This is a genomic window from Piscinibacterium candidicorallinum (assembly GCF_047549485.1).
Taxonomy (GTDB): Bacteria; Pseudomonadota; Gammaproteobacteria; order Burkholderiales; family Burkholderiaceae_C; genus Piscinibacterium; species Piscinibacterium candidicorallinum.
In genome coordinates, this window is the sequence record NZ_CP180191.1 from 2845960 (window position 1) to 2860371 (window position 14412).

Sequence of the window (14412 nt, forward strand, 5' to 3'; positions counted from 1 at the left end):
ATGACCGTCGAGCTTGAGCCGAAAAAGACCGGTCTTTCCGGTCAATTCGCAAGCTATTCAGCTCTTATTCGCTGCCCGCCACTCAAAACGCAAGCTACGCCGCTAGACCACTCCAACCGCACCGAGCGCAGCGCCGCACAGGATCAGCACCAGCAGATGCACCCGCGTGCGCCAGACCACCACGGCGGCTGCGGCGGTGACGACCCAGTGCTTCCAGCCGGGCGCCTGGACACTCAGAATCCAGGCAGTCGCCACGAAGAGGGTGATCGTGACGGGTGCCAGGCCTGAGGTGAAGGCGCGCACGCTCGGCCAGTCGCGTCGTGCGCCGCCCCAGCGCGCGGCGGCCAGCGCCAGCGTGGTCGAGGGCAGCATGATCCCCAGCATCGTTGCGGCCACACCCAGCAGGCCGCCGGCCTGATAGCCCATCACCGCCACAAATAGCACGTTGGGGCCGGGTGCCGCCTGTGCGATGGCGATTGATGCGTTGAACTGGGCATCCGTCAGCAGCCCGGTCTGCCCCACCAGATAGCGGTGCATGTCCGGTGCGGTGCTGATGGCCCCGCCGATCGCCAGCAGCGAGAGCATGAGGAAGTGCAGGAAGACATCCAGCCAGAGCGCAAGCGTCATGCAACGCCTCCGTGCTTGGCGGCCAGCTCGGCGCGGATACACCGGTATGCATAGGCCCAACCCGCCAGCCCAAGCACCAGCAGCACCCAGATCAAGGGCCAGCGCAGCAGCGCAATGCCAGCAAAGGTCAGCGCACCCAGCGCCACGCACACCGGGAGGCCCATCGGGTTCATGCGCAGCGCCGGCAGGAGCTTGAGCGCGCTGCCGATGATGAGCCCCGCGGACACCGCCGCCATGCCGCGCAGCGCACCCGCCACCATGGGGTGGCCGGACCAGTGGACATACAGCGCCGTGAGTGCGATCACGATCACCAGCGGCACCGCCATCATCCCGGCCAGCGCCGCAAAGGCGCCGCGCAGGCCAAAGAAGCGGTCACCGATCATCAACGCCAAGTTGCACACGTTAGGGCCAGGCAGCACCTGACCCACGGAAAGCAGCCCCAGAAACTCCTCGCGCGTGAGCCACCTGCGCTGATCCACGAGCACGCGCTGCGCCACCGCGAGCACGCCGCCGAAGCCCTGCAGGGCCAGCAGCGTGAAGGCAATGAAGAGTTCGGTAGCCGATGCCGGCCGCTGCAGTTCGGGGCTGTTCTCCTGCTCGGCCATCACTCGCCCGCGGGTTCGTCCACCGCGGCAGCCACGCGCTGAGCAGTCACGTCCGGTACGCCCGCCACACCCAGGCTCACGCCGATGGATCGCGCCACCGTCAGCAGCGGATGATCCAGAGGCACGGTGCGGATGCCGCCGGCCACATCGGCCAGGGGCACGCTGGCGATGCGGCCCTCGCGAAGCACCACCAGGCGGTTGAACTGACCGGCGCGCACCAGTTCGGCGGCATGCACGCCAAATTGCGTGGCCAGCACGCGGTCGAAGGGTGTGGGTGTGCCGCCGCGCTGGATATGGCCAAGGATGGTGGCGCGCACTTCGCTCGTCAACCGCTGCTCCAGCGCAAGCTTGAGCACATTGGCCACCCCGCCCAAGCGCACGGGGTCGTGCGAGCCCTCCACCGTGCTGGCCACGGTCATGCTGCCACCGGCCGGCGCCGCACCCTCGGCCACGCAGATCAAGGTGAATCTTTGTCTGGCTTCCCTGCGGCGGCAGACCTCGGCAATCGCGTCAATGTCATAGGGCACTTCAGGCAGCAGGATCACATCTGCCCCACCCGCCAGGCCGGCTTCGAGCGCAATCCAGCCGGCATAGCGGCCCATGGTCTCCACCAGCATCACGCGGTGATGGCTCTGGGCGGTGGTCTGCAGGCGGTCCAGCGCGTCGGCCACCACAGCCACGGCGGTGTCGAAGCCGAAGGTGCGTTCAGTGTGGAGCAGGTCGTTGTCGATGGTCTTGGGCACACCGACCATGCCGATGCCGTATTGAGAGAACTTATGGGAGATGGCCATCGTGCCGTCGCCACCAATGACCACGATGGCCTGCAGGCCCTGCGATCGCGCGAACTCCGCGCACTGCGCCGAGACATCGCGCCCCTGCCAGTTGAAAGGGTTAGCCGCGTTGTGTGTGCCGAGGATGGTGCCGCCACGCGTGAGGATGCCGGCCACCGCGCGCAGATCCAGCGGCCGCACGCGCTGCTCGATCAGGCCGAGGTAGCCGTCTTCGATGCCGATCACCTCCGCGCCGCAGGTCTTGATCAGCGCCTTGGTCACCGCGCGGATCACCGCATTCAAGCCGGGGCAGTCTCCGCCGCCCGTGAGTATTCCGATGCGCATGCGCTCTGCACTCCTTGCGTCCCATCCAGCTGCTGCAAAGGTACATCAGGCCTTGCGCTGCCCTCACGCGCTTTCGTGTCGCGCGGATTCAGCTGCACACATGGACAGGGCTACACGCCGGTCCGGGCCGCCTGCGCCTGCCGCCAACTGAACCCCGGCAGGGTGTGTCGCACCTCACCGCTCCAGCGCTGCGCATCACCCCATGTGTCCGCAGAAAGCTTATGCCGCAAGGCGCAGTGCCTGTCTGTAAGTTCTGCGGCCCCGCGGCGACTCACTCGCATCGGTCCTGCATCTCAACTGAACCTGCAGATCGATCAGACATTCCACAACAGAGCTTCTCTCCTCCATATTGAAAGGAAACATCATGTCGATCCGTTCCATCCTCATCGCCGCCGGCCTCGCCTTCGTCTCTTTCAACAGCTTCGCGGGTGGTGATGCCAACCCGCACGGCTTTGTCTTCGAGAGCGGCCCCAGCCAGGTCAGCCGCGAACAGGTGCGTGCAGAGCTGCTCGCTGCGCAGCGCAGCGGCCAGTTCGTGATCACGGAATCCGGCCCGAGCGTGTTCAGCGTGGCAGGCCCGTCCACACGCAGTACTGCGCAAGTGCGTGCCGAGGTGATCGAAGCTGCGCGCCTTGGCATTGGTGTCGGTTCGGAATCCAACCCCACGCTCACCACGCTGGCTCAGGAACGCCAGATCGAGATGGCGGCGCGTGATTCGCTGCTGGCCATGCGCGGCCGCTGAGCCGCGCGGCGTAGTCAGCCTGAAGAGAATGGGTCGGCTGTGACGCCGACCCACTCGTCACTGCGGCATCCCGCCAGCAAACATGTAGATCAAGCCCACCACCAACAGCGCGGCCAGCACGGCAAACAGGATCTTCCACGCCGAGTACGGCCGGTCACCTTCCACCTCGCCGGTCTGGCCATTCACCACCACGTTGTAGCGCTTGCCGTTGAACTGGTAGGCGCTGATCCAGACCGGCAGCAGGATGTGCTTGAAGCGGATGGCGTCGAACTGCGTGTCGATGCGGTGGATGCGCTGCTCATCACCCCCGATGTCGCGCCGCACAGCCTGCTCGATCGCGGCATCGAAGGCCACCCTGGCCTGCGCAAACCCGTCCTCCAGCCCGCGCTGATAGGCCTCCACCACAAAACCCGCAACAAAGTCGTCCGAGTAGGGCTGCAGGGCGCTCAGGTCCCAGTGGTCCAGCACCCGGGCCAGATGCTCGGGCACCGACGGCGAGGCGATCACCAGCTGGTCGTCGAAGGCCAGGCTCACCTGGCCGGAGACGGCATACCAGTCGGTCACGGTGCGGCTCTGCGTGGTTTGCTGGCCGTTGGCGTCAGTGCGCGTTTCGGTTTCGGTGCGATGGATGCCCTTCTGGCCGCTGTAGCGGCTGTCGCTCGTCGCATCGAAGGTCCAGTACGGCAGATACACGCCGCGCGCGCCGTTTTCGGTCTCGGTGCCGCCGGCGCGGCCGGTGGTGTTCATCTGCCGCACGGTGCGCTTCAGTGCAGTGGGCGCAAACCAGCGGCTGCTGATCCACTGCGCAAACACGGCCTGGGCCTGCACGGCGGTCAACTTGAACGGCGCGACCAGCCGCGGCTGGATCATGCGCCGGCTGCGAGCCTGGGCCGAGACAATCGGCGTGGCACAGAAGGCGCAGCGGCTGGCCACGATGTTCTGGCCAAACTGGGTCTGCGCCCCGCAGCCTGGGCACACCACCGGGTGCGCATCAATTTGTGGCTCCTGCCCCGCGGCACGCGCCAGGTAGCGCTGGTAGTCCAACTCCTCGCGCGCGGCGCTAAGTTCGGCGGCGTCGCTTTGCGGCAGCTCATTGAGCGTGCCGCAGCGCTGGCAGCTCAGGCGCCCCGTGCCCGGCGCAAAGGCCAGCGGCGCGCCGCACTCGCGGCAAGGGAAGGTGCGCAGCGATGCGCCTGCGGCGGCGGGCTGCGCTTCAGCTTCTGAAGGCGTAGGCGTGGAAGACATGGCCGCCGATGCTACGGCGCAGCCGCACCGCGCGGTCAATACACCGCGACCAGCCCCTTCAATGCGCGATCGGCGCCCGCCTTGCGCGACAGGGCGCTGCCGGCTCACCCCGCGTGCACGTGCTGCAGCCACTCCATCGCGCCATGCACCATGGCCGACAGGCTCACCAGCATGCCCGCCGCCCAGAGCGCACCGCCACCGGCCAGGCGCAGCTGCCGCTTTTGCCGGCTGCTCATGACTGCACCGCTGCAGAGTGCACCGGTGCCGCGGCGGCTCGATTGCCGCGGCGCTGACCCCAGCGGGCCCAGGCGCGCTCATGGAAGAAGTAGGCCACCGTGTTGCAGGCGGGCTCGATCAGCGCAATGGCCGTGGCCAGGGGCGCGCTGCCAGTAATGAGATAGGACACCCCGAAGGCCACGCTGAAGTGCAGCACGGCAAAGGTCAGGGTCTTGATCAGGCTGTCGGCGGGCGTGTGATGCATGTGCATGGCGGGGCGTGCCGGAGGGGGTTGGGGACGAGGCGAGCTTCATTGACATTCGCAATCACCATGAACAGAACGATAGTAATTTGCATTCATAATTGCCAATGAGATCTCGCAATCCGATTGCTAGAAACAATCGATCAAGCCCTTACCGCTCTCAGGCCCGCCCCGCCGCCGGGCTGGGGATTGCCCCTGCACCCGTGAATACCCTGTGGTTTCATTTCTGTACTGTTAAGTATCTTTCGTTCCCGAACGGTTGTTAATTCAGCCTTTCACGAACAGACGGCACCAGGGCCGACGCACGAAGCGGCCCGAACCGTCCCCGCGGACTTTCTTTCCCGAACGCCCGCATCACCCGATTTTCTGAGCGAAGGAACCCTCCCATGAAGCAGACCCTGCAACGACTGGCCAAGTGGCTCGCTGTGCCACTGATGGCTGCCGGCCTCGCCGCCTGCGGTAGCGACGACCACAAGAACGAAACTCCGGCGCCCACGCTGAACATTGTGCAGACCGCCGCCAACGTCAGCGACTTCTCCACCCTGGTGGCTGCCGTGCAGAGCGCCCAGCTGGTCAACACGCTGTCCGGCCCCGGCCCGTTTACGGTGTTTGCACCCACCAACGCTGCGTTTGCGGACCTGCTGTCCAGCCTGGGCCTGACCTCCGCCCAGCTGCTCGACCCCGCCAACCGCCCCCTGCTGACGGCCATCCTCACCTACCACGTGCTGCCAGCCCAGGTGCTGCGCGCGCAAGTGCCCACTGGCAGCGCCATAACCACCGTGCAGGGCGGCACCTTCACCGTGGCGGCCAACGGCAATGCGCTCACGATCACGGACGCGCTGGGCCGCACCGCCAACATCACCGCCACCGACACCCGCACCACCAACGGCGTGATCCACACCATCGACCGTGTGATCCTGCCCCAGGGCGTGCTCACCATCGCCCAGACGGCGCGCGTAATCCCCGGCTTCTCCACCCTGCTGGCCGCCGTGGGTACGTCCACTGCCGTCGGCGCGCGCCTCACCGGCACCGCGCCCACCACAGTCTTTGCCCCGACGGACACCGCCTTCACCAACCTGCTCACCAGCCTGGGCCTGACCCCCGCCCAACTGCTGGCAAGCCCGGCGCTTGTGCAGCAGATCCTGCTCTACCACGCGCTTGACGGCCAAGTGCTGCGCACGCAAGTGCCCACCAACACCGCCATCACCACCCTGCAGGGCGGCACGTTCACCGTGGCCGCGGCCGGCACCGGTTTGCGCATCACCGACGCACTGACCCGCCAGATCAACATCACCGCCACCGACATCCGCGCCAGCAACGGCGTGATCCATGTGGTGGACACGGTGCTGCTGCCCCAGGGCCAGCTCAACATCGCCCAGACCGCCAGCGTGATTCCGGCTTTCAGCACCCTGCGCGCTGCCGTGGGCGCCGCCGCCCCGGCCGTGGCCACCGCACTGACCGGCACCGCCCCGCTGACCGTGTTCGCGCCCACCAATGACGCCTTTGCCAACCTGCTGACCGAACTGGGCGTCACGCAGCAGGCCCTGCTGGCCAACCAGAGCCTGCTGACCACCGTGCTGCAGTACCACGTGGTGAACGGTCAGGTGCTGCGCGCCCAGGTGCCGCTGAACACGGCGATCACGACCCTCCAGGGCCAGACCTTCCGCGTAGCCGCCAACGGCAACACCCTGACGATCACCGATGCCCGCAACCGCACCAGCGACATCGTGCTCACCGACGTGCGCGCCAGCAACGGCGTGATCCACGTCATCAGCCCACGCGTGATCCTGCCGGCGCCTTGAAGGTGAAAGCAAAGTGAAGTGAGCGAGCGCTTCGCCGCGCTCGCGCACGAAAGCGCAAAGCCCGCCAGCGTCATGCGTTGGCGGGTTTTGCTTTCTGCAGACACTGAAAAGTGAGATTGGCTCTGGGAGCTGAGCGCGGGGTTTCGCCGGACGTGTCCGGCGCCGCGCGAAGAGCTTGCGCGTGCCAGCGCAAGCCCCCATGCACCACTAGAAGGCCGTTTGGTGCCAGTCTCCAGGCCAAAGTGGCTGGAAAGCCGCATGGGACAAGCGGAAAGCCACGCGGAAGCGTTCAGTTTGTCCATCTGGCTGTGCCAGATGTGGCGATGCAGCTTCGCAGATTCCATGTCGGCACTCGGGACAGTCTCGATCCCACTTCAGACGCCGGATGGAGGACGGCAGGTTGCTCGCCCAGCCAGCCCTCAACGATCAGATCTTGCTGTGCTTGGGCGATCTCCCTTGAACGATCAGACCGCCGTGCCTACGGTCTTGACCATTGCGCGCGCGATCACTCGATGCGCTGGAGCCACCGGCACCATGTAGAGCCGACCCAGCCAGTTCTTCACGTGGACAACCGTCGTCACAGTGACCACAGGCTCCTGCCCCGAGGATCCTGTGCCCTTGTGGACGGAAACAACGACCTTGAGATGGTTGTCATCGTCGCCCAGCAGCACTTCGTCGTCCGTCTTGGAGATGAGTGTGAAGATGCCCACCCTGTCACCCGCGACGTATTCAGCGGATGTCTTGGTCGGGTGAATCTGCGAAAGACCGCCGAGGTTCTTCAGTCCGAAGTAGCCAACGACCCGGTTCCTGATCGTCATCAAGCCGTCGATCCAGCGAGGTGTTCTCTTGGCCACCCGAAGAAACTGGCCAAGCGCATCCAGATCTGGCTCTGCGGGAGCAACGGCCCAAGCGTCGTGAAAGTACGCCCCAGGGAGCAAAGACGCGACGCGACTGGTCTTCGGGGCGGTGGCTTCAAGCGGAGTCATGTTTTTGCGGCCTGCTGTTCGAGCTCACCTCGGTTGCAGGGGTCAGGTGCAGGGAGCCCGGATTGAGACGATGCTAACGCCGGCGCAGGCCCGGCTAACAGCGCCTCCGTAGCGGGTCCGGGGCTGAGTGGGGGGCCGCGCATCGCCCTGGGGCAAGTGCATTCCGGGTGCCCTAAAACCACATGTCTCGGACACATCGTTCGTCTCGCGGTTGATCCTCGAATGACTGGAGTCCGTCGAAATGATCAATCGGGAGGTGCTCGATGTGTGCTGGATCAGTCATCCTGAGGTTCACTGCCATGGGTCGCTTTCCATCTTCAGTGGTTCTGAGCAGCCTCCAGAACGCGACACCAGCACATGCAGGGCAGAAGTGGTACTCAAGATTCGGCCCGCGAACATAGGTTTGCGTTGGACCAGCCACGACGATCTCTTCGTGCTCACTGCCGTAGGCCCACAGTCCTCCCCACCGCCTGCATGAGGTGCAGTTGCATGCGGTTGCAGACTCCAGGGTTCCCGTGAAAGTCCACGACACCTTCCCGCAGTGGCAGCTTCCCTGAAGATGAGTTGTTTCGGACATGGGTTCAGGCTCAGGTTGGATGCGCGCAGTGGGTCATGCGGCCATAAGGTCAGATGTTGCCTTTTGCCCGTTGCGGCATAGGTTGAATTCGGACAAATTCTGCTACCGACGAAAATCGCCCAAGAGCCTTACAATAAAAGCGGAACGTGACTTTTCAGCGAGACCGAATAGATCATTTTCAGCCACTTTAGCAGAGGCAAAAGGCAAGACCTGACCCCAAATGGGCTCTAAAAATTCCGGCCATATCTGAGATCGCTAACGTGGAAGTGAGGGGCAGCCGGAGCGCGTAGCGCAGAGGGACAGCCTGCAAGCGCAGCTTGCAGGCTGTCCCTCTCGACTGCGGGGTTAGGTTGGTGGCTCATGGCGCGCCCACTAAGCTGTACCGCAGCGAGAATGAATCTTCGATCCACTTCATCACTGCCTGGTCATCGCTCAGCGACGGTCTGTTAAGAAAACCTGGGACCAGATGTTTTTCTCTTATCTCTTGAGCCACTGATGATTTGTCGGAAGCTTCAAGTAGTTTTCCATCTTCAAAGAGCAGCTCAATCACTCGCGTGTACTTCCAGAATGGGTGATAGCCCATGTTTACCGCGAGTTCTCGCACAAATCCGCTAGCGATCAACAGACCACCGGAGAAGCTTGTTGAAAAGTTGAGGTCTTTGTAGAAGCAATTGAATCCGCCCCATGATTCTGGTTTGGTTGGCGCGACACCACCTATGACAGGCCCGTTTGCTGTTTTGTTTTTTACAGGCAATCCCGCATCGTGGAAGACATAGAGATCTCTGAGAAACAAGCGATCTGTGACGATGTATTCGCCTACCCAGCCACGATAGCAAGCTGTAGATGGTGCCTTTGGATTAAGGCCATGCTCCTTCGGATCAAAAAACTCTGGGCCATTGCAGCCGCAGATCTGGAAGCTCTCTCCCTCGTACGTTATGCCATCAGTCATCTGTGTTGTCATGGCAAATCCTAACGTTTGACGTGAGGGGCCGCCGTAGCGGCGAAGCCGCGAAGGGAACCCACAAGCGCAGCTTGTGGGCGGTCCCTCTCGACGGAATTGTTAGGCGCGTAGTTGCTACTGCGACCGCTTGATTGCATCAGCTAACTCCCACGCTTTGCTACTGAGTGCGGTGAACTTTTCATTGAGTTCGACGTGCCCTGGCTTCCATTCAAAGACACCGTTTTTGTAGGTTTGGCCAAGAACGACATCATTCAGAGAACCCATGCCACCGTAGGCTGAAAGAAGATATTCGATGCCCGAGTAATCTGAATTGAGTAGACGCGCTCTGGCTTTTCGCATCCAGCCACTCCAGTGGCTATCTCCATCACTTTCGAGGACGGTAGCGAGTTCATCCAGTACGCCAATTAGAAGTTGAGTCTTCGGGCCCAATTTGAAAGCGCCTAACGCTGGAGCTAAGCGGCCACATCAATCGCGAAGCGATTGATTGGTCCGCTTGAGCGAAATGTTAGGCATTTAACTCGCCAGCGATCTTGGCGATGTATGCCTTGGACGAATAAGCAGAAACGCCTGCCTTAACGGCCTTCTTGGCGAGGGGGCCATCCTCCGTGACGAGGTCAAGTCCATCAACTTTTGCCAGGCAGAGGAAGACCATGTCACCTCCAGAAGAATCAATCTGATGCTTTTCGGCCAAGACTCCCACCAAGTATTGCGAAACGAACGCGGCGTCGATTGGTACGAGATGAAGATTGACTGGAAGATCCTTCCCTAACTCCAGCATGGTCATTGGCTTTCCTGACCTATTGAACTGAGAGAAAGCAACGCTCGCGAGTTCAAAGAAGGCATGAGCAGGAATCATGACTTGGAAATCATGCTCACCAAGAAGCTCGAGCAATTGCCTCGCCTCAGCATGGCGTGGTCGCTCACGGAACAGGGCGTCAGCCAGCACGCACGTATCAACGATCACGGAGCGAGTCATCGGAATGCCTAACTAGATATAGACGGCAAATCTGCGACATAAAACGGCGCTTGCGGTCTAAATCAAGGCCATCGCAACCTGCAGAGCCAACAATGGTGCGGGTCTTCGACCGATAACTGTTCAATTGAACAGTATTAAGCAAACCCACAAACCCGGCAGGCCATTGGAGTCTATCCGGCTGCTTGACCCGGTGCGAGAGCAGCCGCTCAACCGGCGCAGCAGCCCGACGACCGAACAGGCCTGCACGCACGGGTTTGCGGCGCGCAGCCGGTGGGATGGCCAGGCTGTGGCTGTGGAACATGTACCCAGCTCGCGCCGTTTGCGTGGCACAAACTTGGCATTGCATCTGTGCGTCTAGGCTGAGATTGGCTCTGGAAAGCACTTTTCAGCCCAAAGTCACCGGGAACCCGCGCCAGACAAGCGGCGAGCCTTGGCTGGGACTCTGCGCCTCGGCGGGTCATCGACCAGTCACGTGCTCCACGGTCACGGCTCGCGACGCACCAGCTCCGGTCAGTACCAGCTCCATCAGCACGGCACCGTGTTCCTGCACCGGCACCATGCACTCCGCTACAGCACGCAGACCGGTGTCGTTGACGGCGAAGGTCTTGATATGAATTTCAGGTTCAGCGCCCTCGAACGGCCACGCCGCCGCGGCTGCTCGACGGAAGTCTTCTTCGAGCGCAAGCGCTCTGGGGCGATCAAAGGCCAGTGCGTAGCCGAAGCGTTCGGTCAGCCGTCGAAAGTCGTGCTGGATCAGCAGCCCGGCGGCTTCCTGCGCAGCGCGACGCAAGTAGGCAAGGTCATCGTCCATCAGGTTCCTCGGTGCAGTCGGGCGCGGGAGAGCCAATAAACCCAAAAGTCTCTCCGCTTGTCCCATGCGGGTCTCCGGCCATTTTGGCTTGAAGATCCGCATGAATAGCCAATCTCGCGCTTCGCGCCCGGGCGTGGGGTAAGCGGCATCGCGCGCTACCGCCACTCCGCCAGCGCCGCAGGGTTCAGCAGCCGCACCTCACCCGGCGCCAGGTCCACCACGCCGGCGGCCTGCAGGCGCTTGAGTTCCTGGTTCACGGTCTGGCGGCTGAGTGCCAGCATGGCAGCGAGCTGGTCCTGATGGATGTGGAGCACGGAGCGCGGCGCAGTGTCCGCACCTCCAACGGCACCTTGCGCAAGCATCTCCAGTCGGCGGGCTAGGCGCGGGCCGGCGGGCAGGAGCGACATGTCCTCGATGGCGGCAAAACTCAGGCGCAGCTTGGCGCAGACGAGCAGGGCCACGTCCCGCCAGAGCTGGGGCTGTTCATTCAGCAGGGCGTGCAGCGCTGCGGCAGGCGCGACGAACACGCGGGTGGCGCCTTCGGCCACGCCGTCGTGGGTGCGGGGGCCGCCGTCGATGAGGCCGATCTCGCCAAACCAGTTGAAGGGCTCGATGAAGCTGAGCACGGCCTCGCGGCCGGCCTCACTGACGCTGGTGATGCGGATGGCGCCGACCAGCACGCACCACAGGGCGTCGGAGGCGTCGCCACGGCGGTGCAAGGCCTCACCATGGGCCAGCACGCGCACCTGGCCCAGCGCGGGCAGGCGCTCGCGCAGGAGGGGCGCGGCGGCGGCCAGCCAGCGGCTGTGCTGGATGGCGCTGCGTTCGGCGTCGCTCAGGGTGTCCCAACGGGCGGTGGGCATGGACTCGTGCTCAAGCGGTGAGGTGTGTGAAATTTGCAAGGCGGCGCATGCGGCCGCCGCGCACGCCCGGATTTGATCGCGCCAGCGGCCTGCGCGCCAAGGGGTGCATGGCCGGCGCAAGCCGCACAGCCATGTCGGCTAGCCGACAGACGCGGCCGGCACTGGCTTGGCATGATGCGCAGCGTTGCCGGCAGCAGCCCCCAAGAAGGTGCACGCGTCCGCCGGACACATGACATGCAGACAGGAGACTCATGATGCGCACTCTGACCGACCACCTGGTGTCCTACGCCCGCTATCACCGCGATCCGCGCAACATTGCCACGCATGTGCTGGGTATTCCGCTGATCGTGTTTGCCGTGACGGTACTGCTGTCGCGCCCGGCCTTTGTGGTGCAGGGCATCACCATGAGCCCGGCGCTGTTCGTGGCGCTCGGCGTGATTGCGTTCTACATCCGCCTGCATCTTGGCCTGGCTGCGGTGCTGGCGGCCTTCATCGTGGCCTGCCTGTGGGTGGGCGCGGCGCTCGCGCAGGCCGGCACGCTCGTCTGGCTGGGCACGGGCCTGGGGGTGTTTGTGTTTGGCTGGGTGCTGCAATTCATCGGCCACTACTACGAAGGCAAGAAGCCGGCCTTTGTGGACGACCTGATCGGCCTGCTGCAGGGCCCGCTGTTCCTGCTGGCCGAAGGCCTGCTGGCTCTGGGCTGGCGGCCGGACATCAAGGCCGAGATCGAGCGCCAGGCCGGGCCGATCCGCGTGCGCGAGTCCGCGCAGGCGGCCTGACTCCGGCTGCAAGCAACAAAAAAGCGCGGCCCGCAGGCCGCGCCTGTTTTCATGGGTGGCGCGTGCAGCTGTCAATCCACCGGCGCAGGGGGCACCTGCGCGGCCAGCGCATGGCGCAAGCGCTCGTGCAATCCGTCCACCTCGGCATGGGCCCGCGTGAACTGTTGCACCCAATGCGTGCGCAGCATTTCGTCCTGCAGCGCCTGGGCTGCCCGGGCCAGTCCACGGGCCAGGCCTGCCCGACCACCAGGGCCCAGGCTCGCCCAGAGCGCGCCGGCTTCGGCCATGTCGGCACGTGCAGCGTCCGGGCGGCCCAGTTCGGCTGAACACACAGCACGGCAAGCCAGCGCCTGCGCATGGTGGCTGTGCAGCTGCTGGTCGCGGGCACGGTCGAGCTGTGTGTCATACAGCGCGCACGCGCCGGCAAAGTCACCTGCCGCCATCAGCAGATTGGCGCGGGTCAGTGGCATCACGGCATCGAGCGCGGTCACGCCGAGCTGCTGCATCAGGCTCTGGCTGGATTGCAGGCCGGCCAGCGCCTCGCGCCAGCGCGCGGTGTCCTGCCGCCCGTCGAGGAACAGATCGGTCACCTCTTCGGCCTGAACCAGGGCCAGCTTGTGCAAGACCGCCTCGGTCATGATGTCGTCATCGGCGGCCCGAGCCAGACGGTGGGCTGCCAGGTACCACGGTGTGGCCTCCTGCGTGAGGTCGCACCAGGCAAACAGATTGGCCACCGACAGGCGCAGCCGCGCCTGGGCCTCGGCCTGACGCGGCCCGCCAGCCGAGTGCAAGGCCAGGCCCGCTACGGCATGCTCCACAGCAGGCACGACGGCTGAACGCACGAAGCATGTGGTCGACAGCCAGCCCCGCGCCATGGCTTCCCAGTCGGGGCGCGCGTGATGGCCAGCCAGATTGATCAGGATATCCAGCGCCTGCTCGCAGTCCGCATGGCGGCGGGAGAAGTAGGCCGCCAGCGCGCGGGCCAGCGCCAAGGCACAGGCGCAATCGGCATCGGCGGCCACCCGGGTGTCTTGTGCCAGCTGGCTGGCGTCTTCAATGAGGCGCTGTGCCTCGTCGCCTTCACCTGTGCGCGCCAGCGCCGCCGCGAGATCGGCCATGGCCACGGCGCGCTGCGGCCCAAGCGCAGCGGCCTTTGCCTGCTGGCGCAGACGATCCACCACCGTCGATCCCATGACATCCCCTGAACATGCACCGCCGGCCTGCACGTTGTGCGGCCGGTTCTTGACACGCTGACCTGCGTGTCCAACGCAAGACGCTACTTCGTCTCCGCCACCTTCTTCAGACCGGCCAGACCGCCTTCAAAGTCCTTGCCCACCATGCTGTCGGCATTCAGGCCGATCCAGCGGAACAGGGGGTTGTTGCCCATGTCGCCGTTCATGACCCAGGTCACCTTGGTGCCTGCACCGTCGGGCTCGAAGCGCAGCTCGCCAGTGCTGGTGGTGCCGAAGTCCGGGAAGTAGAGGTCGTAGGCGACGCGCTTGTTGGCCTCGGCCGCGGTGAAGCTCATGGTGCCGTCGCCCTCGCTCTTGGACTTCCAGCTCCACTTGGCGCCGGCGCCGCTCTCCGGGCCGCTGTATTCAATGGCCATGGCGGGGTCGCGTGCGGTCCAGACACTCCAGCGCTTCCATGCCTTGGGGGCGGCCACCAGGGCATAGACCGCCTCGGGCGGGGCCTGGATGCTGGTGCTGCGGGTGACGGTGAACTTGGGCGACAGCAGATACCCGCCGCCCACCAGAATCGCGGCGAGGCCGACGATCACGATCAATATCCACTTGATGACCTTCATGGCTCCCTCCAGACATGAAATGGTGCGCGTGCAGCGCC

The 14412-nt window shown here is 64.3% G+C and carries 17 protein-coding genes; 3 read left to right on the plus strand and 14 right to left on the minus strand.

The window, feature by feature from the left end; all coding sequences use genetic code 11:
- Nucleotides 1-102: 102 nt before the first annotated feature.
- Genes ACMDW7_RS12950 through ACMDW7_RS12960 form a run of 3 tightly spaced genes read right to left on the minus strand, consistent with a single transcriptional unit; the run spans nt 103 to nt 2347 of the window.
- The gene (locus tag ACMDW7_RS12950; protein WP_377304005.1) at nt 103-627 is read right to left on the minus strand and encodes a chromate transporter; all 525 of its coding nucleotides are present in this window, start codon (nt 625-627) and stop codon (nt 103-105) included.
- Nucleotides 624-1232: a chromate transporter gene (locus ACMDW7_RS12955; protein ID WP_377304003.1), complete on the minus strand. Its 609-nt coding sequence runs from the start codon at nt 1230-1232 to the stop codon at nt 624-626. The genes ACMDW7_RS12950 and ACMDW7_RS12955 overlap by 4 nt, the downstream gene beginning before the upstream one ends.
- Nucleotides 1232-2347, minus strand: a complete 1116-nt coding sequence (locus ACMDW7_RS12960; RefSeq protein ID WP_377304001.1) for a 6-phosphofructokinase — start codon at nt 2345-2347, stop codon at nt 1232-1234. Before ACMDW7_RS12960 ends, ACMDW7_RS12955 begins: the two co-directional genes overlap by 1 nt.
- A gap of 364 nt (nt 2348-2711) precedes the next feature.
- On the opposite strand from ACMDW7_RS12960, the gene ACMDW7_RS12965 reads away from it, so the two are divergent.
- Nucleotides 2712-3089: a DUF4148 domain-containing protein gene (locus tag ACMDW7_RS12965; RefSeq protein WP_377303999.1), complete on the plus strand. Its 378-nt coding sequence runs from the start codon at nt 2712-2714 to the stop codon at nt 3087-3089.
- A gap of 57 nt (nt 3090-3146) precedes the next feature.
- On the opposite strand, the gene ACMDW7_RS12970 is transcribed toward ACMDW7_RS12965, so the two are convergent.
- From ACMDW7_RS12970 to ACMDW7_RS12980, 3 genes are all read right to left on the minus strand, one after another.
- Nucleotides 3147-4334 carry a hypothetical protein gene (locus ACMDW7_RS12970; protein WP_377303997.1) on the minus strand — a complete coding sequence of 396 codons (1188 nt, stop codon included), beginning with the start codon at nt 4332-4334 and terminating at the stop codon, nt 3147-3149.
- A 104-nt stretch (nt 4335-4438) separates the two neighbouring features.
- Entirely contained in the window at nt 4439-4570 is a 132-nt protein-coding gene (locus ACMDW7_RS12975) for a hypothetical protein (RefSeq protein ID WP_377303995.1), read from the minus strand.
- A complete protein-coding gene (locus ACMDW7_RS12980; RefSeq protein ID WP_414859560.1) occupies nt 4567-4821 on the minus strand; it encodes a DUF2061 domain-containing protein in 255 nt (84 codons plus the stop codon). The genes ACMDW7_RS12975 and ACMDW7_RS12980 overlap by 4 nt, the downstream gene beginning before the upstream one ends.
- A gap of 377 nt (nt 4822-5198) precedes the next feature.
- Here ACMDW7_RS12980 and ACMDW7_RS12985 point away from each other — a divergent pair, with 377 nt between their 5' ends.
- On the plus strand, nt 5199-6614 hold the full coding sequence (locus ACMDW7_RS12985; RefSeq protein WP_377303991.1) for a fasciclin domain-containing protein: 1416 nt from the start codon (nt 5199-5201) through the stop codon (nt 6612-6614).
- 464 nt (nt 6615-7078) lie between these two features.
- On the opposite strand, the gene ACMDW7_RS12990 is transcribed toward ACMDW7_RS12985, so the two are convergent.
- The 6 genes from ACMDW7_RS12990 to ACMDW7_RS13015 all read right to left on the minus strand — a co-directional run bounded on the left by ACMDW7_RS12990 (nt 7079) and on the right by ACMDW7_RS13015 (nt 11788).
- Nucleotides 7079-7600, minus strand: a complete 522-nt coding sequence (locus tag ACMDW7_RS12990; RefSeq protein ID WP_377303989.1) for a DUF2867 domain-containing protein — start codon at nt 7598-7600, stop codon at nt 7079-7081.
- Nucleotides 7601-8535: 935 nt separating this feature from the next.
- Nucleotides 8536-9138 (minus strand): hypothetical protein, encoded by a 603-nt coding sequence (locus ACMDW7_RS12995; protein ID WP_377303988.1) that lies wholly within the window; start codon nt 9136-9138, stop codon nt 8536-8538.
- A gap of 114 nt (nt 9139-9252) precedes the next feature.
- Complete coding sequence (locus tag ACMDW7_RS13000; RefSeq protein ID WP_377303986.1) at nt 9253-9567, minus strand: DUF6966 domain-containing protein; 315 nt, start codon at nt 9565-9567, stop codon at nt 9253-9255.
- Nucleotides 9568-9643: 76 nt separating this feature from the next.
- Nucleotides 9644-10102 (minus strand): type II toxin-antitoxin system VapC family toxin, encoded by a 459-nt coding sequence (locus ACMDW7_RS13005; protein WP_377303984.1) that lies wholly within the window; start codon nt 10100-10102, stop codon nt 9644-9646.
- 469 nt (nt 10103-10571) lie between these two features.
- Nucleotides 10572-10925, minus strand: a complete 354-nt coding sequence (locus tag ACMDW7_RS13010; protein ID WP_377303982.1) for a hypothetical protein — start codon at nt 10923-10925, stop codon at nt 10572-10574.
- Between the two features lie 155 nt (nt 10926-11080).
- Nucleotides 11081-11788 (minus strand): Crp/Fnr family transcriptional regulator, encoded by a 708-nt coding sequence (locus ACMDW7_RS13015; protein WP_377303981.1) that lies wholly within the window; start codon nt 11786-11788, stop codon nt 11081-11083.
- A gap of 254 nt (nt 11789-12042) precedes the next feature.
- Between ACMDW7_RS13015 and ACMDW7_RS13020 the strand changes: the two genes are divergently transcribed.
- Nucleotides 12043-12567: a DUF962 domain-containing protein gene (locus tag ACMDW7_RS13020; protein WP_377303979.1), complete on the plus strand. Its 525-nt coding sequence runs from the start codon at nt 12043-12045 to the stop codon at nt 12565-12567.
- A gap of 71 nt (nt 12568-12638) precedes the next feature.
- On the opposite strand, the gene ACMDW7_RS13025 is transcribed toward ACMDW7_RS13020, so the two are convergent.
- Together ACMDW7_RS13025 and ACMDW7_RS13030 are read right to left on the minus strand one after the other, a co-directional pair.
- Complete coding sequence (locus tag ACMDW7_RS13025; RefSeq protein WP_377303977.1) at nt 12639-13760, minus strand: hypothetical protein; 1122 nt, start codon at nt 13758-13760, stop codon at nt 12639-12641.
- Between the two features lie 83 nt (nt 13761-13843).
- Nucleotides 13844-14374 carry an SRPBCC family protein gene (locus tag ACMDW7_RS13030; RefSeq protein WP_377303975.1) on the minus strand — a complete coding sequence of 177 codons (531 nt, stop codon included), beginning with the start codon at nt 14372-14374 and terminating at the stop codon, nt 13844-13846.
- Nucleotides 14375-14412: the final 38 nt, after the last annotated feature.